A 26,531-nucleotide genomic window follows, 5' to 3' on the forward strand; every position below is an offset into this window, starting at 1 on the left:
ACGCAATAGGATCAATAACGTTCACACTTCCCCCTGCCGGGGTATCATAAATGAAAAGGCGCATCCCCTGCTAAGGGAATGCGCCTTTGTTGGATCAGTTGCGACCTGCTGTGGTCGGCTTGCTTTCCGGTTTACCGGGATTGGCAAGCGCAGTCATGCGTTTGCGTTTGGTCATCTCGATTTTTTTGGAAAGCTTATTCATGCTGATTTCTCCTACATTGCCAGAACGGACCAGAGAACACCTGCGCCGACTGCGGAACCGAGAACCCCGGCTACGTTGGGGGCCATGGCATGCATGAGCAGGAAGTTATGCGGGTCTTCATCGCGGGCGACCATCTGAACGACTCGTGCGGAGTCAGGAACAGCGGATACACCGGCAGCACCGACCAGCGGATTGATCTTGTCCTTGCAGAACACGTTCATGAGTTTAGCAAAGGCCAGACCGCTGGCAGTAGCAACACAGAAGGAGGCAGCACCCAGCCCGAAGATAAGCAGGCTGTCAGGGGTCAGGAAGGTCTGAGCCTGAGTGGATGCACCCACGGAGAAACCGAGCAGAATGGTTACCGAGTCGATAAGCGCGGTACGCGCAGTCTCGGCCAGACGTTCGGTTACGCCGGATTCTTTAAGCAGGTTACCGAAGAAGAGCATACCCACCAGAGCAAGTGAGCCCGGAGCAATAAGCGCGGTGATGATGAAGCCGCCCACCGGAAAAAGAATTTTCACACGGGTGGAAACTTCACGGGGCGCGCTCATGCGGATGAGACGCTCTTTCTTGGAGGTCATCAGCTTCATGATCGGAGGCTGAATAACCGGGACCAATGCCATGTACGAGTACGCGGCAATGGCGATAGCCCCTAGGAGATGCGGTGCCAGCTTGGAGGAGAGGAAGATGGCCGTCGGCCCGTCCGCCCCGCCGATAATGCCGATAGCACCGGCCTCACTGGGGGTGAAGCCCATATACATGGCTCCGATGAGGGTTGCAAAAATACCCATCTGGGCTGCTGCGCCGAGCAGTACCAGCCTCGGGTTTGAGAGCATGCATGAAAAGTCGGTCATAGCTCCGATGCCGAGGAAGATCAGCGGCGGGAAAATCCCTGCGCTGACCCCGAAGTAGATATAATAAAGCACGCTGCCTTCGTCATAGACGCTGAGCGGCATCCCGGCGATAGAGGGGATGTTGCCCACGATTGCACCAAACCCGATGGGCAGGAGCAGCAGCGGCTCGTAATCCTTAATAATAGCAAGGGCGATGAAGATGATCCCGATGACAATCATAATGAAGTTGCCCGGAGTCATCTCTGCAAAGCCCGTTGTGCTTAAGAAGTGCAGAAGTATATCCATAACGTCCGTCTAGCCCTTGTTTTTATGCAGATACGCCACTGCGGCGGCCACGATTTCCGCTTCCGAAGGTCCGGTCTGGACCTGCGGGGCGGGAGCATTGGCCACCGGCCCGGAGTGGTGGGCGGAAGGCGGAATTATCTTATTTAAGAACGCGGCAAGCTTCGGCAGCAGCGCGATGTAGACACTGACCAGAATCAGGGCTGTGAACACGATGCACATACCTGTGATGGAAAGAGCCACGCCGTTACCTGCGACCACGTTGTCCCAACTGAACAACATCTGTTGCATAACTTATCTCCTTATAGATTAGAGGTCAGGAGATTAAACGGACATCTGGGCGAGCGGCTGTCCCTGCTGTACCTGATCACCCGCGGTAACGGAGAAAGAGGTAACAGTTCCGGCCTTGTGCGCCTTAACTTCCATTTCCATCTTCATGGCTTCCATGATCAGGATGGTCTGGCCTTCCTGAACCGCAGTTCCCGGCTCCACAGCTGTGCGGATAATCAGGCCGGGCATGGGAGCGGCAACAGGTTCGGTAGCACCTGCGGGTGCAGCGGGAGCCGCGCCGCCTGCTGCGGGAGCATCACCGGCACCGATGTTGAAGGACTTGCCGTTGATGGTGGCGGTGGAGCCGTCCACGTTAACTGTGTAGGACTGGCCGTCCACAGTAACGTTAACCGGACCGGAACCGGAACCGCCGCCCACAGAAGCACCGAGCTTCTTGAGCTGTTCGGCTTCAACATCTTTCTTGTAACGGATACCGACGCGGGCTTCACCTTTGAGGTAGCTGACGCCTTTATCTTTACAGGTAGCCACGATGAAAATATTTTCATCAGTAAGCTCGAAACCTTCTTTTTCGCAGATTTCACGAGCAGGCGCGAGACCTTTGGAGGAATCGGCGTCGTTGATTTCAAGCGGAGTCTTCTTGGTGGGCTCAAGTTCCAGCTGCTCGGATGCAAGCTTGACGATTTCCGCATCGGGCTCGACCGGGGTCTTGCCGAAGTAACCCAGAACCATTTTGCCGTAACCGTCGGCAAATTTCTTCCAGGGACCGAACATCACGTTATTGAATGCCTGCTGGAAGTAGAACTGGGAAACCGGGGTAACGGAAGTACCGAATCCACCCTTGCGCACAACTTCACTCATGGCCCGGATAATCTCGGGATATTTGTCCATGAGGCCGTTGTCACGCAGCATCTGGGTGTTCGCGGTCAGTGCGCCGCCGGGCATGGGGCTGAAGGGGATCATAGGATCGACCTGAGTCGCTTCGGGCGGCAGGAAGTAGTCCTTCATGCAGTCGCGGAAAACGTCTTCAGCCTTGATGATTTTATCAATGTCAACATCGATGGTGTAATCGGTGTTGCGCAGGATATGCCACATGGTGATGATGTCGGTCTGGCAGGTTCCGCCGGAAGCGGGAGCCATGGACAGGTCGATGGCATCAGCGCCAGCTTCGATAGCCGAGTGATAGCAGAGTCCGCCGATCCCTGCTGTCTCATGGGTATGGAAGTGGAGCAGTACATCTTCGGGCAGCATCTTTTTGGCGGCCTTGATGGTCTCGTAAACCTTGGCCGGGGTGGATGTGCCGGATGCATCTTTAAAACATACGGAATCAAAAGGAATGTCCGCATCAAGAATCTGACGCAGGGTCTTCTCGTAAAAAGCGGCATCGTGCGCGCCGGAACATCCCGGAGGGAGTTCCATCATGGAAACAACCACCTGATGCTTCAGTCCGGCATCAGCAATACACTGGCCGCTGTAGATCAGGTTGTTGACGTCGTTAAGCGCGTCGAAGTTTCGGATGGTGGTGATGCCGTGCTTGGCAAAGAGATCGGCATGAGCCTTGATGACATCGCTGGGCTGGGATTCGAGTCCGACAACGTTCACCCCGCGGGCGAGGGTCTGGAGGTCGGCATCGGGACCTGCGGTCTCCCGGAACCTGTCCATCATATCAAAGGCACATTCATTAGAATAAAAGTAGAGGGCCTGGAACCGTGCGCCCCCGCCAGCTTCGAACCAATCAACCCCTGCTTCTCTTGTTGCTTCAACAGCAGGCAGGAAATCATCGGTCTTGACCCTGGCTCCGTAAACGGACTGAAAGCCGTCACGGAAGGCAGTACACATGAACCTAATCTTCTTCTTGGCCACTTCCCCTCCCTATGGTCTGAGAATGTAATAGTGCTCCGCAAACGGGGAAGTCTGCAGATAAACATTCTTGTTAAAACCCAAATTTTAAAAGGAAACCAGTAATTTACGAGAACTAATTCGTCTAGCCTGAAATAAAATGCGGCAATGTGACGAGCTGAAAGTAACAATGACTTAACACAATCCTCTGACAATTTCAGCAAAAAAGAGTGGCTAAAAAAAATTTAAATGGATAAGTTGTAAAATAGCCCTCTGTGAGCAGCAGATTCGCCGTCCATAGAACTCCCCGCCTCAAGAGACACGCGCATAAACAACTGTTTTATATAAACTTACCCCACCGGAGAGCATTGTTTTCCATTAAAGCAACTATGCATAGGCGCAGCTTTATTCTACAAAAGATCACTACTTCACGCCCTCTTAAAGTTCGTTACCGAACCTCATTTCAAGCAAAAAACAACACATTTGAACATTATTTCACAAAACGATTTACATTTTTGTGTTTAAACCCTCTTTTCTTTTTCGTTCAGCAAAAAACCTACTTTAAAAGTAGCTAATTACGAAACAGCAAATCAATTTTGCACTATGCCCGACACTAACAAAAAAGCCGCCCACTTGTCGCGGGCGGCTCCAGTCCATCAGTAAATATTCCGGGTCAGCTCCAAGCGGCCTCAAACAAACTAAACCGCTGTAAAAATTGAACATAACTTTATTTTACTACTTTTGTCGAAGATCAGTTATGCAGTTCTCCGTATCACCGCAGCAACTGTCACCGCTTTTAGACGCCGGGCAATCACAACCGCAGCCGCAACCGCCTCCCCCCTTGCCGAACCATTTTCTGGCAAGATAAATTACCGCCAAAGCAATCGCTCCAAATACAATTATATTTTCCATCGGGCACTCCGCTGAAACAGGATTTCATTTTCACTTAACTTGATTGTAATCCCGGATCACATGAAGTCAAGCCCGGCAGAAGGCAAAATCGGTCAGGCCATGAAGTTCTGGAACAGCCCCAAAAGAGTGTTCACCGGTCCGGGAAATCTGTCCGCCAAGGTCTTCCAAGCAACATAGGTTGCGGCTAGAAAGGCTGCAAAACCGCCCCAGACCACCACATCAAACAATATGGGAATAGCTTTTTCCGAAAGTCGTTTTTTCTGCATATTTTACCTCCTTTCTACCAAGAAGCAACATGCATACCAGCGAAAATCAATTTACATAAAGACCGCAAAAGACTAGTTTTACAAGACTTTATTAGCATCAAACTCACCGTTGGCCGTAGTCATAAAAATGGCAGAGACTATTTTTCCCGAGTCAACAAATGCCGCCTTGAACTTAACAGACTTATTGTGGCATTATTAAATTGGCCCTTCACGCTAAAGCCGGGATTACAAACATGGAACGAAGCAAAGAAAAACTGCTAGCCGAGCTGCAGGAAAAAGAGAAAAGGATTGCTGTTCTTGAAGAGCGGCTATACGGCAGTGCCCGCTACCTTGAGGAACGTTTCCGCAAACTGATCGATCACGTGGAAATGGTTTCCGTGCAAGGGTATGACCGTGAGCGCAAGGTAGTTTTCTGGAATACGGCAAGCGAAGCATTATACGGTTATTCCCGTGAGGAGGCCCTCGGCAGGAAGCTTGAGGATCTGATTATCCCTGAGTACATGCGGGAAGGCGTGATCAGCCACATCAGGGACTGGCATGAAAAAGGAATCCGCATTCCAGCCGGAGAACTTGAACTGCTGAGAAAAGACGGCAGCCCGGTGCCGGTCTACTCCGCCCATGTGATGCAGGAAAACCCTGACGGCAGCCAGTATATGTACTGTATTGACGTGGATTTGAGCGAAGTAAAAAAAGCCCACACCCAGTTGGTACACGCCAAAGAACAGGCTGAATCCGCCAACCGGGCCAAAAGTGAATTTCTTGCCAACATGAGCCATGAAATCCGCACCCCGCTGAACGGCATACTGGGCATGCTGCAACTGCTGAAATCCACCCCGCAAAACAAGGACCAGCAGGAATATATCGATCTGGCGGTCATGGGTGCCAGACGTTTGACAAATCTGCTTTCCGACATCCTTGACCTTTCAAGGGTGGAAGCAGGCAAGCTGAGTATGGAAGCCGCTCCCTTCGATCTGGCGGAACTCCTGCATCATATTGTCGATCTTTACCGTCCGGTCATCCGTCAGAAAAAACTTTCCATAAACCTGTCTCTCCACCCTGATACAAAAGTGCGGGTGCAGGGTGACAGTGCCCGGTTGCAGCAGGTACTGACCAATATTCTCGGCAACGCCATGAAATTCACCGAATCCGGCAAAATCACCATTGAGACCTACCCTCTCCCGCCTACAAACCCGGAAGAGATAAAGATTCTTTTCAGCGTAAGTGATACAGGTCCCGGAATTCAGGACAGTAAGATGAATGAACTTTTTGCCCCTTTCACCCAGTGCAGTGAAGGACTCAGCCGCCCCCATCAGGGTGCCGGACTGGGCCTGACCATCTGTAAACAGCTGGTCAGGTTAATGGGCGGAAATATTGCAATTGAAAGTGAACCGGGCAAAGGGACAACAGTATATTTCTGCATCCCCTTCGGCACACCAGCCCAGACCTGTCCGTGGGAAATGAAGGAGAGCAAAGCGCAATTATCCACCGGAAAATTGCGGATACTGGTGGTGGAGGACGAAGCCATCAGCAGGCTTGCGGCCGCCCGGCAACTGGAAATGGCCGGGTGCGAAGTCAGCACAGCTGAAAACGGACAACGCGCATTGGAAAAAATTTCCACCGAATCATACGACCTTATCCTGATGGATATACAGATGCCGGTACTGGACGGACTAAATGCAACACGGGCCATCCGCAACGGAGAGGCCGGGGAATCAATAAAAGATATCCCCATAATCGCTATGACCGCCTACGCCATGAAAGGAGACCGGGAAAAATTTCTGGCCGCAGGAATGGACAATTACCTATCCAAGCCTTTTGACAACAAAGAACTCCTTAAAATACTGGACAATTTCATCTGACAAAGGCCACTTTCATGAACTCAGACAAAAGGCTGATTTTGTGCACACCCGCTTGACACGCCCCTGCCTGTGCTATACTTTCAAAAAAAGTATGCAGACAAAACCTCATAAATGAAGAAACAGGACCGACTCTGCCTTACTCATTTAGAATAAGGAACAAGCGTATGCACATATCAGAAGGGATACTTTCACTGCCTGTACTGGCAAGCGGAGCTGTTGTGGCGGCCACAGGCACCATGATCGGGCTCAGGAAACTTGATTCGGAAAAACTTATTTCCGTAGCCCTGCTCTCATCGGTATTTTTCGTGGCTTCGCTGGTCCACATTCCCATCGGACCTTCCAGTGCACACCTTATTTTGAGCGGTCTCATGGGACTGCTGCTGGGCTGGGCGGCCTTCCCGGCCATCCTGACCGGACTGCTGCTTCAGGCCGTACTCTTCCAATACGGGGGGCTGACAGTCATAGGCGTAAATACCGCCATCATGGCCCTGCCCGCCGTGGCCTGTCATTACATGTTCCGCCCGCTGCTTAAGAAGAACCTCTTCAGCATGAGCATCGGGGCTTTCCTTTGCGGAGCCGTTTCCATCGGTCTCTCCGCAATCCTGACCGCACTAGCCCTGTCATTTACTGACGAAAGCTTTGCCACTGCGGCCCAGATGATTGTTTACGGGCACATTCCCATCATGATTATCGAGGGCTTCATCTGTGCCTCGGCATACGGATTCCTGCAAAAAGTCAGACCTGAAATGCTGCTTGCTACGCAGGAAACATAAATCAAAGCTTACAGAATTTTTAAGGCCGGGTTGAAATCAACCCGGCCTTCTTTATTACTCAATAACTTTCATATCTTCCCACTTCCCGCCCCGGAACCGCCAGTAAAAAGCTCCGGCCAGAATAACCACATATAAAGTAAAGATAGCCCACAGGAAATAAGGCCCAAGGGGGAAGACTTCCACCCCCATATAGCAGGGAACTACCATCACTGCGATACAGCACACGCCGATACTTTTCATAACATAGACAACATCCCCGGCCCCTTTTAGAGCACCGGCATAGACCAGTGCCGTGCCATCAAAAAGAATATAGGCCGCGGTAAAAAGCAGAAAATGGGTTCCGTAATCAAGTACATCAGCAAAGACGGCATCCGTAATATTTTCCGGACGGAACAATGAGAGAAGCAGCTCCGGAAAGACCAGATAAATAATCCCCATAAACAACATCCAGAGCGTGGTGATATGCAGGGCACATTTAGTGGCCCGCCGGGCATAGTCCGGCCTGCCCTGCCCGATGGCCTGCCCCACCAGCGTGCTTACGCCCACGGCAATGCCGTAAGCCGGAAAAAACGAGACACCGTCGATGGAAAGCACAATATTGCTGGCCGCAAGAATAACCGTTCCCAGCCGCCCGACCATATATACAAAGAAAGTGATCGCAAAGATGTCGAGGAAAAATTGCACTCCGTTGGACAGCCCGAAAGAAATGAACCTCTTGAACAGCTGCGGTTCAAAGCGAAAATTACTGCGGGTCTTGAAGGCATTCTCATTTTCCCGATTGAAAATCAGCGGAATATATATTGAAACGATAACAGCCATGGCCACGATAGTAGCAATAGCCGCCCCACGAATGCCCATCTCAGGAAAAATCCAGACTCCGTTGATGAGCGCGTAGTCCAGCGGGATATTCACTGCCGCACCGATCATATTGACCACCATGACCGTACGGGTCAGCCCGCGCCCGGCAAAAAAACCGGAAAGCGCGGTATCGAGCACCGGAAGTCCGGCTCCGAGCATGAGGATACGGAAATATTGGATCTCAAGCTCCAGCACTTCCGGGGGATGCCCTCCGCTTTCCAGCAGAGGAGTCAGCCAGAATCCCATGATTCCCAGCACCAGCCATGAACCGAGGGCAAAATAAATCCCCTGCCAGAGGCTGGAAGCCACCCGCTCAGGTTTTCTGGCTCCGGTATACTGGGCGATGAATACATTAATATAACTGGCCACTCCCATGAAAAAGGAAATGAACATGAAGGAAAGTATCCCCGCAGGCAGTGCAGCGGCAATGGCCTCCATGGAATAGCGGCCGAGAAAAATGCGGTCGGTGACCTGCATGATGGTGGTGGAGGCCATGCTCACCGCAAGAGGCATACTGATATCGAGCACATGCTTGTACCCGAAGGGTTTGTTCCACAAAGATTTCATATCTCAACTCCGAAAATTTGAAACTCAACTAGATTTTATAATTAATAAATGCATGACATTTTTGATCATAGGAAAACAGGATCGCAGCGGAGTGAGAGGAAGATTATGAGTATAATTATTTATTTACACATAAAAAAAGCCGTTTCCGGTGTTACCCGGAAACGGCTTTTAAAACTTCTTCAGAACCAGAATTATTTAACTGCGTCCTTGAGGAATTTTCCGGGAGTGAATTTGACGCCGCGGGAAGCGGGGATCTGGATGGCTTCGCCGGTCTGGGGGTTGCGTCCGGTGCGTGCGGAGCGCTCTACGGTTTTGAATGTACCGAAACCTGTAAGGGTAACATTGCCTTCTTCTTTAAGGCCGTCTTCGATTGCGCTGAGGACTCCGTCCAGTGCTGCAGATGCGTCTTTTGCACTCAGCTCCAGTTTTTCCCGGATTTTCTTAACAAGAACAGTTTTACTCATAATTAACTCCTTCAAAAGTATTTTATTCCGCGCTTGCGGCTGCGGATGTCCGTACCCCTAAAAGCCCACTACACCAGAACGCTGGAAAAAGCCATAGCGAAAAGCAGATCTTAACTTTGAGAGACACAATTTCACGAAACAATCATTACACAGATAAGGTCTCACATTAACGGTGCAGGGGCGGCACTGTCGGGTCGGAAGTGGCGGATTACAGGGAATGGCGGGCAGATGTCAAGCGAATTACCCCCAAAATCAACCATTGTCTCAAAATTGACGCAGAGAGCACATAATTTCCCGCAAAAAAAGCGCAAGTTTTTTCAAGTCATGGTGTTGACATATGCGCAGGCTGTCTTAGTTTATGTGAGCTTCTACGGAAGCATCCGGCCTGCTGAGAGACGCAGGCTTTGAAATTTAAAAGTATGATCCGCCATAATCACGCGGATTACTTAATCTTATCTAAAAAGTTTATTTATTCTGGAGGAACCATGAATCTCAAGCCTTTACAGGATCGCGTACTCATCAAGCGTGTAGAAACCGAGCAGAAGACCGCCAGCGGCATCATCATCCCCGATTCCGCAAAAGAAAAACCCATGAAAGGCGAAGTTGTTGCAGCCGGTCCCGGTAAAGACAACAACCCCATGACCGTTAAAGCAGGCGACCTTGTTCTCTTTGCAAAGTACGCAGGTAACGAACTGAAAATCGACGCTGACGAATTCATCATCATGCGCGAAGACGAAATCCTCGCAATCGTCGAATAATATCCCCTCAATAAATTAATTTTTTCCAGATCAGGAGAATATAAGACATGGCAAAAACTATTGAATTTGACGTAACTGCACGTGACCGTCTCAAAAAAGGCGTGGACACTCTCGCAGAAGCTGTAAAAGTTACCCTCGGTCCCAAAGGCCGTAACGTTGTTATCGAAAAATCCTGGGGCGCACCCACCATCACCAAAGACGGTGTGACCGTTGCCAAGGAAATCGACCTTGAAGACAAGTTCGAAAACATGGGCGCACAGATGGTTAAGGAAGTTGCTTCCAAAACCAACGACATCGCAGGTGACGGTACCACCACCGCTACCGTTCTGGCCCAGTCCATCTTCGCAGAAGGCGTTAAGCTCGTTGCTGCCGGCCGTAACCCCATGTCCATCAAGCGCGGCATCGATTCCGCTGTTGAAGCTATTGTTGAAGAGCTCGGCAAACTTGCCAAGCCCACCCGCGACAAAGCTGAAATCGCGCAGGTCGGTACCATCTCCGCAAACAGCGATTCCGCCATCGGTGAAATCCTTGCCGAAGCCATGGATAAAGTAGGTAAAGAAGGCGTTATCACTGTTGAGGAAGCCAAGTCCATGAAGACTGAGCTGGACGTCGTTGAAGGCATGCAGTTCGACCGCGGCTACCTCTCCCCCTACTTCGCAACCGACACCGACAAAATGGTTTGCGAATTCGAAGATCCCATGATTCTTCTGGTGGAAAAGAAAGTTTCCAACATGAAAGATCTGCTCCCCATCCTTGAGCAGGTTCTGAAAATGTCCCGTCCCCTGCTCATCGTGGCAGAAGACGTGGACGGCGAAGCACTGGCTACCCTCGTGGTAAACAGACTGCGCGCCAACCTCAACGTTTGCGCTATCAAGGCTCCCGGTTTCGGCGACCGCCGCAAGGAAATGCTCAAAGACATCGCAACCCTCACCGGTGCGACTGTTGTTTCCGAAGACATCGGCCTCTCCCTCGACGCCATGACCGTTGAAGGGCTCGGAACCGCTAAACGCGTACGCATCGACAAGGAAAACACCGTAATCGTAGACGGCGCAGGCAACATTGAAGACATCAAGGGCCGCGTTAAGCAGATCGAAGCTCAGATCGCTGATTCTTCCTCTTCCTACGATCAGGAAAAACTTCAGGAACGCCTCGCCAAGATGGTCGGCGGTGTTGCAGTAATCAAAGTAGGTGCTGCTACTGAAGTTGAAATGAAAGAAAAGAAAGCCCGCGTGGAAGATGCACTCAACGCTACCCGCGCAGCTGTAGAAGAAGGCATCGTAGCCGGTGGCGGTACCGCTCTCGTACGCTGCTCCGCAGTCCTCGACGGCCTCAAAGCAGGCAACGACGACGAACTGGCCGGCATCAACATCATCCGCCGTGCTGCACAGCAGCCCCTGCGCATGATCGCCGGCAACGCAGGTTTCGAAGGTTCCGTTGTTGTAGAAAAAGTTGCCGCAGGCAAAGACGGTTTCGGCTTCAACGCAGGAACCGGCGAATACGAAGACCTCATCAAGGCCGGTGTTATCGACCCCAAAAAGGTTACCCGCATTGCTCTCCAGAACTCCGCTTCCGTGTCCAGCCTGCTGCTGACCACTGAATGCGCCATCACTGACGCAGAAGAAGACGAAGAATAGTTCTGATATACAGACGAGTTAAAAGGCCCGGCAACGTTAGTTGCCGGGCCTTTTTTTGTCACCAGAACAAATCAGCCCCCGCAGACAAAAGTCCACGGGGGCTGATTCTGTATGGCAGGTATCTTAAATCTTAATGCTGAATAGCATCCCGCTTGGACAAATCTTCATACAAAGTCCAAGTCTTCAAAAACTCCGCATCAAAGGAGCGTTTCTCAGTGTAAGTACGCGCGCTCTTTTTCATGTACTGCAGAAGTTCAGGATGATCGGCCAAGCGGACGATGGCCCTTGTTAAGGCATCGGAATTTCCGGCTTCCACAATCAGCCCGGTGGTATCTTCGATGAGATTCTCGCAAGGGCCGCCGCAGTCGGTGACGATGACCGGGAGACCGGAAGCCTGCGCTTCTAAGACCACGTTGCCGAAAGTGTCTGTTGCGGAGGGGAAGACGAAGACATCAGAGCTGGCGTAGCAGGAGGAAAGCTCGTCGCCGTCCAGATATCCGGTGAAAGTTACCGGGCAGCCTTCCAGTCTTGCTTTCATTTCCTCAAGATATGGGCCGTCACCGACCACCACGAGGTGTAATTCCGGGCGCATGGATGAGACAGTCCTGAAAGCATCGGTGAGTATGTCGAGATTCTTTTCTTTGGAAACACGCCCCACGTAGAGCAGCTTGATACTTTCCTTGACCTTGAAACGGTTGTTGTAAAAACCGTTGCGCTTTTCAGGGGTGAAGCGGCTGGTGTCCACTCCACGTGGATAAACCTTGATCTTGTATGGCTTGACGCCCTTCTCGGCCAACTCGTCTCCGGTGGCTTCGGAAGGAACGAAGACCGTATCCATCTGGTTGTAGAACCAGATCATGAATTTCCAGGATATGTCTTCCAGCCCGGTATCATCGGTAAAGGCCCGCACATACTGCGGGAAGGCTGTGTGGTAAGTGCCGTGTACCGGAAGCTTGAGCAGCCTTGCCACGGCCAGCCCGGCCAGCCCTACCGGACCGGGAGTAGCCAGATGCAGCAGGGTGTAATTGTTTTCAAGGCAGTGGGACAGAACCCGCAGGAAAGGCGGATATTTAAAAGAAAGTTCCGGATACTCAGGAAGTTCAAACTCCCCTGCCGGGGTGAAATTTACCACCTGATCAGTAGAACCTCCATCGGAGCCGCAGGTTATGACAGTAAGTTTCTTGTCATGCTTGCGGGCCACATCCAGCTGATGCTGCAGGGTCAGGGCCACACCGTTCACATCGCTGAAGGTATCGGTGAAATGGGCAATTTTGGTCTCCCCTTCCAACGGGTCCTTGTGCCCGAAGGTTGTGAGGCAGTCCCGGGCGAATTCCCGTTCACTGGCAAAGAGGCCGTAGGAAACAAAGTACGGAGCCAGCAGGGTGTACAGGGAACCTGCCGCACCGATGGTATGAAAGACATCAAAAAGATTCGCGCCCAGCGCACTGTTGATAATCTTATCACCGAGACCGGAAAGGACCTTGTCTGTGGCATTACCTACAAAACGGAACCATTCATCTTCCAGTTCTTCCGGGCTGTATTTAAATCCGCAGCTTATGTTGCGGGCCCGCTCATCACTTTCAACAATGCGGTTGGCTTCACGCAGCAGCGCGGCCTGCACGGAATCTGAGGTCTTGAAATAGCTTTTGGAACGCTGGCGGTAGATAAAATTCTGCAGCTTATCAAGGATGGAGGGACTTTCCTTGTCGCCGGGATCAAGCACGTTATCTATATAACGGAAACACTCAACCGAGCGTTGCAGCTTTGTACAATCGAAATGGGATTTGTAAAACTGGTAGGCAATGCCGTAGAGGTTGTGAGCCATGGTGTGCGGGGTGGCTGCTTTACCCTGAACCATGCCCCTGCCTTCGCTGACCGCCTTAAGCATCTCCTGCGGAGTGTTAACATCCACAAATTCGGTGTAAACACGTGCGATGTTGATGCCGGAATGGTCATCCGACCCTCCGGTGAGTCCCTTGACCCAAGGGGTTTTTCCGTAAGGTTCAATATTATGTTTATTGGCGAGACGGTCGATTTTTTCAGGAGTGAGGTTATTCACGATGGTCCGCAGGGCTTCGTTCTGCATTTCATCGCGGGTGCCGTTGAGCTCAAGGGTGTTGAAGAGGAGCAAAGCCTGCTCAAAATGCTCCGGGGTCAACCTTTCATTAACTGCGAATAGCGGATGGGCCAGCACGTGAACAATGGACTGTTCACGCAGGTAAGGAACAAGATCAAAAACATTCTCACGCACCTTCTGAAATTCGCGGTGGTGTTCTTCGGTAATATCATAGGCCAGCACGTGCAGCTTGCAGCCGTCTTCAGGGAAATATGTGGTGATCTCTTCACTGATGAACGCGTTATCAAGGTGGGCAATTTCCAGACTGCCTTTGATGGTGTTGTGATCGGTAATGGTGACCATGTTCATGGACCGCGCCATGGCCCGGTCATAAATTTTCAACGGTTCGGTAAAGCTCTCCGGGCAGCCCAGCTTCTGCAGAATCCACTGGGACGGACGGGTTGAATATTTAGAGTGTACATGCAGGTCCACCCTCACATTAGAACCTTTCATGGCAAAACCTCCTGACGTGCAGTTAATTTTTGCCTCTTAAATAAGGACAGGAGGCTGTAACAGTCCCACGGTTCGGTTACGGTTTCGGGTTATTTCGGAGAAAACAAAAGGAGGAAAATATCCCATGGCCCCCAACGGCAAAGCCTACTAAAACGTTTTGGGATTCTTAAACCCTTTTGGAAAAGGGTTTAAGGCCCCCGGCAGGGTCGCCGAAGGCAAAAAAGGCCGCGCTCCCAATGGAAACGCGGCCTTCAATTTCTATTTAACTACCCTGCTACCAGTTCAGGGTTTCCTTAAAAGCGGTAGCGAGGTCTTCGGTCTTGCAACGGATGATGCCTTCAGAGCCTTCCATGAGGCCGAAGGAGTTGCCGCCCATGGTCATACCGATGCGCTGGCAAATCTGACCTGCGAAGAGATCTTCGAACTTGCCAGCATTCTCAGGAGCCACGGTTACTGCGAAACGGGATGCTGATTCGCTGTAAAGTGTGGACAGGGTGGACATGCCATACTCGGTGGGTACGGAGCGCAGATCCACTTCACAACCGATGCGGCCGCCCAGCGACATCTCGGCAAGAGCCACACCCAGACCGCCGTCGGAAAGGTCGTGGCAGGAGCTGACCAAGCCCTGACGCATAGCCTGATTAAGAGTGATGTAACGGGCCTTGGCTGTGAGGGCTTCAACATGGGGAACTTTGTCGTGGACGAAGTTGAGCTGGGAAGCGATTTCAGAGCCGCCCATTTCGTCACGGGTCAGACCGAGCACGTAGATGAATTCTCCGGCCCTCTTGAAGTCGGAGGTCACGCACATGTTGATGTCCGGAACAATACCCACTGCGGAGAACAGAACTGTCGGCGGAATGGAGATTTTTACGCCGCCGCCCTTGTAGTCGTTCTTCATAGAGTCCTTACCGGAAATGCAGGGCACTCCGAAAGCACGGCAGAAATGGGACAGGGCCTGGTTGGCGCGAACCAGCTGGGCCAGCTTGTAGTGTCCGTCCGGGGTGGATTCGGACTGGACCGGGTCGCACCAGCAGAAGTTGTCGATACCGGCCATATGGGTGATGTCACCACCAACGGCAACCGCGTTACGGATGGCTTCGTCAACTGCGTTGGCCATCATCCAGTAGGTATCGAGATCGGAGAATTTGGGGCAGATACCGTGGGAAACGACCAGACCTTTGTCATCATCAAAGTCCGGGCGGAGCACGCCGGCATCAGCGGGACCGTCTTCCTGCTCACCCACCAGCGGCTTGACCACACTGCGGCCCTGCACTTCATGGTCGTACTGGCGGATGACGTATTCCTTGCTGCAGATATTCAGACGTCCGAGCATATCCTTAAGCAGCTCGGTGTGATCAGCAACTTCGGGTTCTCCGCTGAATTCGATTTCAGGACGCTCCCAGACCGCCTTGAGCTTCATCTGGGGTACGCCGTCGTGCAGGAAGTCCATGCGCAGACAGGCCACGGGCTTTTCGCCGTAACGGATGTTGTAGAGGCCGCTGTCGGTGTAGGTACCAAGCGCGGTTGCTTCCACGTCCATTTCATCGGCCAGAGCCATAAACTCGTCCAGCTTTTCCGGCGGAACTGCGAGAGTCATGCGTTCCTGTGCTTCGGAAACAAGGATTTCCCAAGGCTTGAGACCGTCATACTTGAGCGGGGCCTTGGCGAGGTCGAGATCACAACCGCCGCAGTCTTCAGCCATTTCACCAACGGAAGAGGACAGGCCGCCCGCACCGTTATCGGTGATGGCGTTGTACAGGCCCATGTCGCGGGCACGCATCAGGCAGTCGTACATCTTACGCTGGGTGATGGGGTCGCCGATCTGCACCGCAGTTGCCGGGGAACCTTCGTGAAGTTCCTCGGAAGAAAAGGTTGCTCCGTGGATGCCGTCCTTACCGATACGGCCCCCGGTCATGACGATAATGTCACCGGGCATGGCCTGCTTTTCGTGGCTGAGGCGACCGGCGGATTCAACGGGCATGGTTCCCACGGTACCGCAGTAAACCAGAGGCTTACCGAGATATCTTTCATCAAAAACAATGGAGCCGTTTACAGTGGGGATACCGGATTTGTTACCGCCGTGCTCCACACCTTCGCGCACGCCTTCGAAAACGCGGCGGGGATGCAGCAGGCGCGGGGGCAGCTCGCCTTCATGGAAGGGAGAAGCAAAGCAGAAAACATCGGTGTTGCAAAGCAGGTTCGCGCCCAGTCCGGTACCCATGGGGTCACGGTTGACACCGACAATCCCTGTCAATGCTCCGCCATAGGGATCAAGAGCGGAAGGACTGTTATGAGTCTCCATCTTCACGCAGACGTTGAGCTTGTCGTTGAATTTAATAACGCCTGCGTTATCCTTGAACACGGAGAGACAGAAATCATCATCGCCTTTTTCAGCGCGGATTTCCTTGGTGGTGTTCATGATGCAGGTTTTGTAGAGGCTGTCTACAGTGGAGGAAACCCCGGTTTCCTTGTTTTCGTATGAGATTTTGGAGCTGAAAATTTTATGCTTGCAGTGCTCGGACCAGGTCTGGGCCAGAGCTTCCAGTTCAGCATCGGTGGGCCGGGCGGTGAGTCCCATTTCCTCACGCTGCTTAACCACTTCGGGATCAGCATAATAACTGCGGATACCGTGGAATTCTTCAAGACTCAGGGCAAGGGTGTTCTCGCGGCTGAAGGCCATCATTTCGTCATCGGACATGGCTGCGAGATCGATAATCTGAACTTCATCGCTGGCCTTGCCGGTAACCCGGGCGGCCTTGGCTTCAAATCCGGGAGACTTGATCCACTCGTCTGCCGAGCGGATTTCGTAACGCTGGATGAGTTCGTTGGCCAGCAGGTCCTTGGCAATATGGCTGACCTGCTCCAGACCGAGATCTTCGGCAAAAAGATACTGGGTGGAGGTGTAAACCTTCACCGCTTCAACGTCGGCAGGTTCAGTAACCAGAATAACTGATTCCTTGGCGGTGCGGCCTTCGTTATCGGTAACACCGGGACGGAAGCCCACTTCAAGATTCCATGCAAAATCCTTTGCCAGCGGTTCCAGCGAAGGGGTATGCAGAACCGGATCGTGCAGCACTCCCAGTTCCAGAACCTTTTCGATTTCGTCTTTTTCAAGACCCTCTACAGTATATACTTTGATGGTCCGGACTTCACCGGCCTCAAGACCGAGTTCTTCCTTGATTTTATTGGAAACTTTGTGTCCGTGGACATCACGGACATGGTCTTTAAGTGCGACCTCGACACGCCAGAGCATGGCTATCTCCTCTTAATGATTAAAAGTCCGAGCCTATTTGGCCCAGACCAGTACATTTCCGCCCAAATCCTTGGCTTCATATGTAGCTTTATCAGCGCGGTTCAACATGGCTGCGGAAGTATCCCCTTCCTTGAGCACGGTTAGCCCGCCGCTGATAGTGACTTTACCAGAAAATTTCTTCTCCACCCGGAGCCTGATCCTGTTCCCGATTTTCTCCAGAGCCTCAGCCCGGACTTCAGTAACAATGACCCCGAATTCATCCCCGCCGTAACGGCAGGGAAAATCCATACCGGAACGCAGTTCATTACGCAGAATCTCGCCCACACTCTTAAGAACATCATCGCCGACCTGATGGCCTTCAGTATCATTAACAGCCTTGAAGCCGTCCAGATCAAAGAAAAGCAGCCCCACAGGACGCCCGGTGCGTCTGCTGCGGTTGATCTCTCGGGCAAGCAGGGTGTTAAACTGAGTGTGGTTGAAAAGATCGGTCAATCCGTCAAACACCGCCTGCCGCTTAAGCTTATCTTCAAGCCTGCGGATGGCGGTAAGATCACGGGCGACAATCAGACTCTTCTCACCCGGCCCGGCCAGTTTGCTGATGACGAATTCAAAAGGACGCCCTGCTGTATCAGTTCTTTTTAATAGAACTTCCACAACAGTCTTTTCCCTATCAAACATATCCGATCCCCAGCGACCGGTATATGTTTCAACGGGGCTGGCAATTTCAAAAATATTGCGCCCCAGAAAAATCTTGGAAAAACGGGACGATGCGTAAGTTATATGTCCCCGTTTATCCACAGTGAGCACCACGTCACGCATGGAATCTACCAGCCCTTCAAGAAAATCGCGTTGCTTGAGGGCCTGAATCTGGCTTTCGGAAATTTCCCGGATATCCTCCATGACCAGAGAAATCAGATGTTCCTCGCCCCGGTCCTGTTTGTAGGCCGAAACATAAAGGCAGGCATCTCGCGGCATGCCCCCGGTGCGCAGGCTGGCGCAGATGATTTTGCTGAATGAACTTCTTGAGTCATCGCTGAGGAATGTATCCCAGCTGGCCCCCAGTCCGGCCCCCAGCCCTAGCTTAAAAAGTTCATTGAAATTTTTACTGCCGGAGATTGAAGCCCCGCCCAGCAGCCGGACCATTTCCTCGTTCATATCAATCAGATCGCCCTGTATATCCAAACTGGCTACGCCAAGCGGAAGGGTTTCGAGGGTCTCGGCCCGGTCTTCAATGAGGTGCTGCTTTGCACAATAGTGCTCATAAGCCTGACCGATAAAACGGAAATAAAGTTTCAAGCTCTTCAGATCTTCAGCACTGAGGCTCTTGGAATCAAACCGGAACCTGCCCAGAAGCATATTCCTGCTGACGATATCCTCCGCTGCTCCGCGTTTCTGCCATGGGATTTCATCCAGCGGACAATCTGCGGCGACCATGTTCAGTCCCTCACCCTCAGCAACCCGGTATAATTTATACTTATCCGTGTGCGGAGACTTAAGAGCCAGCTCCCAACCGACAATATCCCAGCTGAGTTTCAGGTGCCTGCCGATGGTCCGGGCAATGGAATCCACTCCGCCCTCGGCAGTAAGTAGCTCAAGGCTCAGAAAATAGCTGGACTGAAGATTTTTGATAGAATGATTGTAAAAATGAGCATCCTCTTCCCCGTCGGCCATACCGAGTATCTTGAGCATGGACTGAAACTTGGTCCGGCAGACCTCACGAAAAGCCTCAATGGCTTCTTCATCCATATCAAGGGAACGCTGCAACTGCACTTCAAACTGCAAAACATTAAAGGGAGCGGAATCGTTACCCAATTCCATTTCAGCCCATCTGGTAGCCAGAATAACGGCCTGAGTCGGCAGATCAAAAGTATCGATTTCATCAAGGGCGTGGTGATGCTGCAGGGCCGGGCAATTAAGATGGTCCATCTTCCAGCGGGTAAGCAGCAGCTGACTCAGTCCGCCGTGATTCATACCCCAGATGTCATTTTCAGTTTCCGCCTGCCCTGAATAGGACCGGGTGACCGAATCTTTTGAAATATCATCCGGCAACTCACCGGGGGCGGCACAACGCAGGAACAGCAGGGAAATATCTTTAAGCAGGCAGCAGAGATAAACCTGATCCGCCTGTTCAGGGCATATACGGGAGGCAATAAGCTGTGCGGAAATCGCTCCCCAGACAGTCAGCATCCAATCATTGTAAATCTTATAACTGTCATTCTGCAGATTGGTGCAGATATGCTTCTGGTAGGTGATGGTCACCGCCAGATTCAGAAGCTCACGGGTGCCGAGAACCACTGCGGCCCGTTTAAAATCGGTAATTTCCTGCGACAGGCCGTAAAAAGGGGAATTGACAAGATTAAGAATTGTGGTGGAAAGAGCCGGGTCCATGCTGATGATCTTGCCGAGCACTGCAAAATCAGGTTCCGGCTTGCTGGCCTCCTGCATGAGCTGGAGCATGACCGGAGGAAAGCTGAGTTTCATCATCAAGCGCGGTGATTCAAGAATATCTTCCAGACTCATAACTACAGCTCCTCTCTTTTACCGGGACCTACTTTTTACGGGTCAGCACAAAATCAGCGGCCTGTTTCAGCACCTGCTTTTCTTCACTTTCGGGTAGCGGAGCCAAACACGATTTGGCTTTCTCCACATATTCAGCAGCGTAGGTCCTGGTGCGGGAGCCCAGTCCGTGCTTCCTGATCTCCGCTAACACATGTTCGCGCTTTTCATCCGACAGAGTCCGGTTCTTGATTTCAGCAAGTAACTGCTCCGCCTCTTTTTCTTGTAACATCTCAAGATAAAGAATCAAAGGTAAAGTGATTTTACCTTCCCTGAGATCTCCGCCTTCGGGTTTTCCGGTATCATCCGCCGGGGATTCATAATCAAGTGCGTCGTCAACAAGCTGGAAGGCAATACCCATGTTCAGGCCGAAATTGCCCAGCGCATCTTCTTTCTCGCGGTCATCCGAAGCGAGGATGGCTCCCAGCCTGCAGGAGGTCTCGATCAAACGAGCGGTCTTGCCGATGATGATATCCATGTAGGTATCACGATCCATCAACGGCTCGGAAATATGGGCGATCTCGAGAATTTCACCTTCAACGGTCGCCATAATGCCGGAAGCGAGTACGGAACTGATACGCGGCTTGCCGTAATCCGCCCCTATTCTGTTAGCCAGTGCGAGCAGAACATCCCCTGCCAGAATAGTTTCGGTGGTGCCGAAAACCAGATGGGAAGCTTCCACACCACGACGCAGGTCTGCATCATCTAAAATATCATCGTGCAGCAGGGTAGCGGCATGAAGCAGCTCCAGAGAACCGGCCAGAGGGTAGATATCATCTTTTCCATACCCCAGTCCGCGGGCGGAAAGAATGGTCAGCACAGGACGGATTCTCTTGCCCGGAGCAAGCAGAACATGTCTTGCAACATCTTTAACCAATCCCTCAAGCTTAGCGGTTTCCTTATCAAGGAAATCGTTAATCAGAGGCAGTTCCTTTTCAAAATAGGCTAATAACTCAATCATCCGCGTATGAATTACCCCGGTTGCGAGAGAACAAGAACAGTTTTAGGGAATCACTTGAGAAGAACTGAGCAGACCCGGCCCAGTTCGGCCAAAGCACCGCGCAAATCCCAATCATCACTATCTCTTGAACCCACAAGGTTCGAAACAGTCCGCACCTGGCATAGCCCCACCCCGACAAGGGCGCACACATACGCAGCCGCAAAACCTTCCATATTTTCTATATCCGCCGCATATTCATTTCTGTATGCGGCAGCACCCTCCGCTGTGGCGGTCACTCCGCTCACAGTCAATGACACAGCTTCGGGCAGATTTTCAAATCGGTCAAGTCCTGAATCAAAAAGACTTTTTCCGGAACAAAGTTTGACCTCGTTCCAGACAGGCTGCCCGTCGATCTCCGCGAGACTGAACCCCAGTCCCTTGGGATCGACATGACCGTCTTTCTTCAGCCCGTACTCGGGCCAGATTTCCTTCTTAACCACGCAGGCTGAACAGAGCGGAAAAGGTTCTGCATTAAATGTCCCGGCGATTCCGGCCAGCACAACCATGCCCACATCATTTCCGGCCAGAGCCTGCCCCAGCGCGAAAGAAGTATTAATAACCCCGATTCCGGTTACCAGCAACAGCCCGGGACGATCGCCGAACATGAACTCCGCAACCCGGCCCTGCTTAAGAGCGGGCAGTTTGCAGACACCGCCCAGCGCGGCTTTCATCTCCTTGGCTGTTGCCGTAACAAAAAGAATCGGTTTCAAAAACTAAAGTCTCCAGTGCCTGATGCCCGCTGCTTCCAGTTCCTTGCGGTCAAAAAAGCATTTTACATCGATAATCAGTGCGTTTTCGGGATTTCTGAACCAGCTCTTGATGGTATCGAAATCCAGTTCACGGTATTCATCGTGGGATACAGCCAGCACGACTGCTTCAAGATCCTTGAACTCATCAAGGGAAGAAGTGTTGATGTTGTATTCTTCAACAGCTTCTTCGGGATCAGCGTAAGCATCATGAATCAACACATCAACACCGAAGGATTCCAGCTCATCCACAACGTCAACAACCTTGGTGTTGCGCAGGTCGGGAACATTTTCCTTAAAGGTCAGGCCGAGAACACCGACCTTGGCACCCTTGACCTTGCTGTCGCCGTTGATCATCTGTTTGATGGTGGTATCGGCAATAAACTTGCCCACGGAGTCGTTGATCTTACGACCTGCAAGGATTACCTGCGGGTGGTGGCCGATCTCTTCCGCTTTGGTGGTCAGGTAATAGGGATCGACACCGATGCAGTGTCCGCCTACCAGACCGGGACGAAACGGCAGGAAATTCCACTTGGTTCCCGCTGCTTCCAGAACATCGAGAGTATCGATGTCCATCTTATCAAAAATCATGGAAAGTTCGTTCATAAGCGCGATGTTCAGGTCACGCTGGGTGTTTTCAATAACCTTGGCGGCCTCGGCAACCTTGATGCAGGACGCACGGTGGGTACCGGCGGTAATGATGGAAGAGTAGAGCTTATCCAGCAGTTCTGCAACTTCAGCATTGTTACCGGCTACGACCTTGACGATGGTCTGCAGGGTATGTTCGCGGTCACCGGGGTTGATGCGCTCGGGAGAATAACCGACACCGAAATCAGCACCGTACTTGAGACCGGACTTCTCTTCGAGAATGGGTACGCAGATATCTTCGGTAAGTCCGGGGTAAACAGTGGATTCGTAAACCACCACGGAACCGGCCGCCATGTTCTCGCCGACCATGGTGGAAGCTCCGACAACAGGACGCAGATCCGGGTTGCGGGCTTCGTCAATGGGAGTGGGTACGGCAACAATAATTACACCGCATTCCTTAAGACGGGAACCGTCGGTGCTGAACTCCACATAGTTGTGGAAGTCGGTCTCCAGCACTTCGTTGGTGCGGTCAAATCCTTCGTTCAATTCTTTCACGCGCTGTTCGGAAATATCAAGACCCAGCACTTTGAATTTACGGCCAAGGGCGACAGCGAGAGGCAGCCCCACATAACCGAGTCCCACCACAGCAATAGTTGTGTTCTTTGCTTCAATGTCAGAGAATTTAATCATAAACTTTTTTGTCCTTTATTTCTTAGATAACAAAATAAGCCCTTAAAACACTTGTATAATAATTCCGGCCTTAAAATTTAATAAAACAACTCTGTTTCGTTAAGGGTAGACATAATCAACCAGCACATATACATATCATTCATTATGCATATCGATTGGTCCTTTCTTCTGTCCGCCCTTGGTCTGGCCTTCATTATTGAAGGGATTCCCTATTTTGTCTTTTCTGAGCGCATGCCCAGAATCCTTATTTCCATTATTGAGCGCGGTCCGCGGCAGTTACGCATTCTTGGACTCATCGCCATGATTTTCGGTCTGCTGCTGATCTCTTTCGGTCAGTCATTGACAGATTTATAGCATTACTCTCCGGTTTTCTCGGCCACGTGGATGTAGACAATCCCTGAAAGTAACGGGATGAACATCACACGTCCGAAACCTGCTTCGCGCAATTCCTCAGCAAGGGCCCGCTCATCCGGGAAGGCCCGGATTGTGTCCGCCAGATAAGAATAGGCCCCGGAATCACCGGAAACCACCTTGCCCAGCAGGGGCAACACCTTGTTCAGGTAAAAATTGTAAACACCCTTCCAGATTTTTTTGCTTCCGGAACCGAATTCCAGAATACAGAAACGTGCGCCGGGTTTGAGCGTACGCAGGACTTCCCTGTAGCAATCCTCACGGGGAAGAATATTTCTGATGCCGAAAGAAATTGTAGCTCCGTCAAGGCAGTTATCCGGCAAAGGCAAAACCCTTCCGTCGGCTTGAACCGAGGCGATGCTCCGGCTGCGTTCGACGTGTTTGCCTTCCAGCTTTTTGGTCTTACCGCAGGCCAGCATCTGGTGGGTATAATCCATGGCCAGAACTTTCACATCCGGGTACTGACGCAGCATCTCCACGGAAACATCAAGGGTTCCGGCCGCAAGATCAAGCACCAGACCATTCTTGCCCGGACGCACAAGCTTTACCTGACGATAACGCCAGTAAATATCCTGCCCGGCACTCAAAAAATGGTTCAGGAAGTCATACCATCCGGCAATTCTGCCGAACATATCCTGTACTTTCCTGCCATGCTCCTGATGCGATTCCTGCGCCATCTACCTTGCATCTCCCTTGCCGTCTTCGGAAGTCCCGGCAAGCTTGTTTTCCTGCTCCACAACGGAAGCAACAACATCAGCATGGATGGCATTAAAGTGCTCAGAAAAATTGGAGGGGGAAATTCTTCCTACCTCGATGAATTTTACTACGATTTCCTTAGCGACCTGCAAAGCCTGCTTCTGAATTTTATCCATGGTATATATCCTTGATTAGGCTTGAAAAACCCCGCCCGGTGGGAAATGGCCACGACCTCCACAGGTAGGGCGCCGGGCGGGTAAAAAGAAGAAAACCTGTTAAGCACCCTTCTTTTGTGAGGCTCTTTAGCATGAGACCTCCAAATAGTCGACCTGCTTTTTCCCACCCAATCCATATAAATTAAATCGGTCCGGCAGACTTTTGTCCGCCGGACCGATCTTTGAGATCTTTTAATAAAGCTGAAATTAATCTTCAAGTTCGCGGGCAAGTGCCGCAATCTCTTCACGGATAATCCGGGCAGCTTCAGCCGGGACCGCACGATCAAGCTTGTCTGCCAACATTTCTTCCACCGAAGCCTTGAAGGATTCTTCAAGTTCACCCTTCATGCTCTCAATCTTTTCAACCAGACGCGGAGCAAGGTAATCTTCGATATCTTCGGTCAAACGGCCCTTAATACGGTAGAAAGCGGGGGAATCAGGATCAAGTTCCTTTTCAAGGGACTTGCTGACCACTTCTTCCACATCAGGCAGGGAATTAATCTTCTCTTCAATTTCGCCAAGACGCGGCTCATGGTCGGGAAGTTCTTCCAGTCTGGCTTCAGCTGCTGCGATACGCGGCTCAAGGTCCGGGCTTTCATCCAGCCTGCCTTCTATGGAAGCGATGCGCTCTTCGGCATCGGCGCGGACTTCACGAAGTCCCAGCTGAATCTTGTCAGTCACCCTGTCGCCGACTTCGTCAGCAGCGGCTGCGGCAATGGCTACAACTGCTGCGGACTCCGGTCTCAAAGCTTCACTGAGCTGCTGGTTAACAGCATCCTCAACTCCGCTGCCCTGAGCCATCTTTTCTTCCAGCAGACGCATATTTTCAGCAAAAGCAGCCATATTTGATTCAATGGAATCAATCTGCGAAATACGTTCGGTGGCTGATTCAAGAGCCTGCTCAAGCACAGCAATGCGCTCTTCGGCATCTCCCAGCGAAATTTCAAGAGCTTCGGAACGCTTGGCTGCGGAAGCCGCCTTTTCTTCCAGCTCTTCGATAATCGCGGCCTGTTCACCCATGTCAACAGCAGCTTCGCTGTCATCGGCTTCCAGTTCCGCGTCAAGGTCGGAAAAATCTATTTCTGTATCTTCGAGCAATTCTCCGAGATCAAGATCATCTTCTTCGGCATCAAGCTCTTCATCAGCGACCATTTCAAGGTCAGCCGCCAGATCAACATCCCCGGCAAGCAATTCCGGTTCGGCAACTTCCGGGGCGGCAATCTCAGGCTCTGCTATTTCAGGCTCAACCAGCTCCGGTTCGGCTACTTCAGCTACCGGCTCTGCTACATCTTCGAGCATATCAAGCCCTTCTTCCTGAAGCTCCACAACTTCTTCATGGTCTTCAGAGAGCAAACCTTCAATGTCTTCATCAGCCAGCACATCTTCGCCGAGATCACCGATTTCAACACTGTCCTCAACATCGCCAAGCAGACCGTCAAGTTCTTCATCTTCATCGGACGCAGCTTCATCAAGCAGAGAATCCAGATTATCCACTTCAGCGTCATCTTCAAAAAGCGAATCAACATCTTCGGCATCGTCCTCGGCAACGGTCGCGTCACCGCCGAGGTCATCGATGAGACCGTCAAGGCCGTCTTCATCAAGCTCACCGCCTTCAGCACCGGCAGCAGCCAGCACCTCGGCTTCGCCGAGATCAAAATCAATATCATCCATCGGATCAGCTTCGGCTACAGGCTCTTCTGCAACCCCGGCTGCCGAGGATTCGGAAATTTCTGTTGCTTCTTCAGCAATTTCACCGAGATCAAGCACATCATCGGTTTCTTCAACTATGTCATCAAGCTCAAGGACGTCTTCAGCAGCCACTTCTTCGACCACATCGTCAAGCACGAGAGCATCATCCCCGGCTTCTTCCACGATGTCGTCAAGCTCAAGGACATCTTCTCCGGCTTCGACAACATCATCGAGCACAAGGGCGTCGTCATCCCCTGCTTCAACAACATCATCAAGCTCTAAGATATCATCACCGGAAGCCTCTTCCACGACATCATCCAGCACCAGCAGATCATCGCCATCATCAGCAACATCGTCCAGCACAAGAAGATCGTCTGAATCATCCATGGTCAATTCAGGCTCTTCAATTTCAAGGTCTTCAGAAAAAAGGTCTTCGAGTTCCTGCTCAAAGCTGGCATCAACCTCTTCAGCAACATCATTAAGGTCGAGAACCTCTTCCGCGCCTTTAGTATCCGGTGAATCCGGGGTCATAGACTACCCTCTTAAAAAATTTGGAAAAAAG

Annotated in this window: 21 protein-coding genes; 5 read left to right on the forward strand and 16 right to left on the reverse strand. The window is 51.6% G+C overall.

Going from position 1 to position 26,531, the window contains the following annotated elements; genetic code table 11:
- Positions 1 to 213 precede the first annotated feature (213 nt).
- The 5 genes from FMR86_RS01700 to FMR86_RS20360 all read right to left on the reverse strand — a co-directional run bounded on the left by FMR86_RS01700 (position 214) and on the right by FMR86_RS20360 (position 4,643).
- Positions 214 to 1,341: a sodium ion-translocating decarboxylase subunit beta gene (locus tag FMR86_RS01700; RefSeq protein ID WP_163349333.1), complete on the reverse strand. Its 1,128-nt coding sequence runs from the start codon at positions 1,339 to 1,341 to the stop codon at positions 214 to 216.
- A gap of 9 nt (positions 1,342 to 1,350) precedes the next feature.
- Entirely contained in the window at positions 1,351 to 1,629 is a 279-nt protein-coding gene (locus tag FMR86_RS01705) for an OadG family protein (protein ID WP_163349334.1), read from the reverse strand.
- Between the two features lie 33 nt (positions 1,630 to 1,662).
- The gene (locus FMR86_RS01710) at positions 1,663 to 3,489 is read right to left on the reverse strand and encodes a biotin/lipoyl-containing protein (RefSeq protein WP_373682437.1); all 1,827 of its coding nucleotides are present in this window, start codon (positions 3,487 to 3,489) and stop codon (positions 1,663 to 1,665) included.
- Positions 3,490 to 4,200: 711 nt separating this feature from the next.
- Positions 4,201 to 4,377, reverse strand: coding sequence for a FeoB-associated Cys-rich membrane protein (locus FMR86_RS01715; RefSeq protein ID WP_163349335.1), 177 nt, complete (start codon positions 4,375 to 4,377; stop codon positions 4,201 to 4,203).
- 92 nt (positions 4,378 to 4,469) lie between these two features.
- On the reverse strand, positions 4,470 to 4,643 hold the full coding sequence (locus FMR86_RS20360) for a hypothetical protein (protein WP_203544746.1): 174 nt from the start codon (positions 4,641 to 4,643) through the stop codon (positions 4,470 to 4,472).
- Between the two features lie 233 nt (positions 4,644 to 4,876).
- Here FMR86_RS20360 and FMR86_RS01720 point away from each other — a divergent pair, with 233 nt between their 5' ends.
- Complete coding sequence (locus FMR86_RS01720; RefSeq protein ID WP_163349336.1) at positions 4,877 to 6,502, forward strand: response regulator; 1,626 nt, start codon at positions 4,877 to 4,879, stop codon at positions 6,500 to 6,502.
- Positions 6,503 to 6,666: 164 nt separating this feature from the next.
- On the forward strand, positions 6,667 to 7,275 hold the full coding sequence (cbiM, locus tag FMR86_RS01725; RefSeq protein WP_163349337.1) for a cobalt transporter CbiM: 609 nt from the start codon (positions 6,667 to 6,669) through the stop codon (positions 7,273 to 7,275).
- Between the two features lie 54 nt (positions 7,276 to 7,329).
- Here cbiM and FMR86_RS01730 read toward each other — a convergent pair whose 3' ends face one another.
- Both FMR86_RS01730 and FMR86_RS01735 read right to left on the reverse strand, forming a co-directional pair.
- Positions 7,330 to 8,700 carry an MATE family efflux transporter gene (locus FMR86_RS01730; protein ID WP_163349338.1) on the reverse strand — a complete coding sequence of 457 codons (1,371 nt, stop codon included), beginning with the start codon at positions 8,698 to 8,700 and terminating at the stop codon, positions 7,330 to 7,332.
- A 191-nt stretch (positions 8,701 to 8,891) separates the two neighbouring features.
- On the reverse strand, positions 8,892 to 9,164 hold the full coding sequence (locus FMR86_RS01735; RefSeq protein WP_015850656.1) for an HU family DNA-binding protein: 273 nt from the start codon (positions 9,162 to 9,164) through the stop codon (positions 8,892 to 8,894).
- 485 nt (positions 9,165 to 9,649) lie between these two features.
- Here FMR86_RS01735 and groES point away from each other — a divergent pair, with 485 nt between their 5' ends.
- Together groES and groL are read left to right on the forward strand one after the other, a co-directional pair.
- Positions 9,650 to 9,922, forward strand: a complete 273-nt coding sequence (gene groES, locus FMR86_RS01740; RefSeq protein WP_163349339.1) for a co-chaperone GroES — start codon at positions 9,650 to 9,652, stop codon at positions 9,920 to 9,922.
- Positions 9,923 to 9,969: 47 nt separating this feature from the next.
- Positions 9,970 to 11,556, forward strand: coding sequence for a chaperonin GroEL (gene groL, locus FMR86_RS01745; RefSeq protein WP_163349340.1), 1,587 nt, complete (start codon positions 9,970 to 9,972; stop codon positions 11,554 to 11,556).
- 130 nt (positions 11,557 to 11,686) lie between these two features.
- On the opposite strand, the gene FMR86_RS01750 is transcribed toward groL, so the two are convergent.
- From FMR86_RS01750 to FMR86_RS01775, 6 genes are all read right to left on the reverse strand, one after another.
- The gene (locus tag FMR86_RS01750) at positions 11,687 to 14,125 is read right to left on the reverse strand and encodes a glycosyltransferase (RefSeq protein WP_163349341.1); all 2,439 of its coding nucleotides are present in this window, start codon (positions 14,123 to 14,125) and stop codon (positions 11,687 to 11,689) included.
- A 274-nt stretch (positions 14,126 to 14,399) separates the two neighbouring features.
- On the reverse strand, positions 14,400 to 17,378 hold the full coding sequence (locus FMR86_RS01755) for a phosphoribosylformylglycinamidine synthase subunit PurS (RefSeq protein WP_163349342.1): 2,979 nt from the start codon (positions 17,376 to 17,378) through the stop codon (positions 14,400 to 14,402).
- 33 nt (positions 17,379 to 17,411) lie between these two features.
- Complete coding sequence (locus FMR86_RS01760) at positions 17,412 to 19,898, reverse strand: HDOD domain-containing protein (RefSeq protein WP_163349343.1); 2,487 nt, start codon at positions 19,896 to 19,898, stop codon at positions 17,412 to 17,414.
- Between the two features lie 28 nt (positions 19,899 to 19,926).
- The gene (locus FMR86_RS01765) at positions 19,927 to 20,895 is read right to left on the reverse strand and encodes a polyprenyl synthetase family protein (protein WP_163349344.1); all 969 of its coding nucleotides are present in this window, start codon (positions 20,893 to 20,895) and stop codon (positions 19,927 to 19,929) included.
- 50 nt (positions 20,896 to 20,945) lie between these two features.
- Positions 20,946 to 21,644 carry a futalosine hydrolase gene (mqnB, locus tag FMR86_RS01770; protein WP_163349345.1) on the reverse strand — a complete coding sequence of 233 codons (699 nt, stop codon included), beginning with the start codon at positions 21,642 to 21,644 and terminating at the stop codon, positions 20,946 to 20,948.
- A 3-nt stretch (positions 21,645 to 21,647) separates the two neighbouring features.
- Entirely contained in the window at positions 21,648 to 22,958 is a 1,311-nt protein-coding gene (locus tag FMR86_RS01775; RefSeq protein ID WP_163349346.1) for a nucleotide sugar dehydrogenase, read from the reverse strand.
- 144 nt (positions 22,959 to 23,102) lie between these two features.
- On the opposite strand from FMR86_RS01775, the gene FMR86_RS01780 reads away from it, so the two are divergent.
- Positions 23,103 to 23,312 (forward strand): DUF2065 domain-containing protein, encoded by a 210-nt coding sequence (locus FMR86_RS01780; RefSeq protein WP_015850645.1) that lies wholly within the window; start codon positions 23,103 to 23,105, stop codon positions 23,310 to 23,312.
- 2 nt (positions 23,313 to 23,314) lie between these two features.
- On the opposite strand, the gene FMR86_RS01785 is transcribed toward FMR86_RS01780, so the two are convergent.
- The 3 genes from FMR86_RS01785 to FMR86_RS01795 form a co-directional block, all read right to left on the reverse strand.
- A complete protein-coding gene (locus FMR86_RS01785) occupies positions 23,315 to 24,046 on the reverse strand; it encodes a ubiquinone/menaquinone biosynthesis methyltransferase (protein ID WP_163349347.1) in 732 nt (243 codons plus the stop codon).
- On the reverse strand, positions 24,047 to 24,241 hold the full coding sequence (locus FMR86_RS01790) for a hypothetical protein (RefSeq protein ID WP_163349348.1): 195 nt from the start codon (positions 24,239 to 24,241) through the stop codon (positions 24,047 to 24,049). It abuts the gene before it with no gap.
- 246 nt (positions 24,242 to 24,487) lie between these two features.
- Positions 24,488 to 26,500, reverse strand: a complete 2,013-nt coding sequence (locus FMR86_RS01795; protein ID WP_163349349.1) for a hypothetical protein — start codon at positions 26,498 to 26,500, stop codon at positions 24,488 to 24,490.
- Positions 26,501 to 26,531: the final 31 nt, after the last annotated feature.

This window comes from Desulfovibrio sp. JC010 (assembly GCF_010470675.1).
Taxonomy (GTDB): Bacteria; Desulfobacterota; Desulfovibrionia; order Desulfovibrionales; family Desulfovibrionaceae; genus Maridesulfovibrio.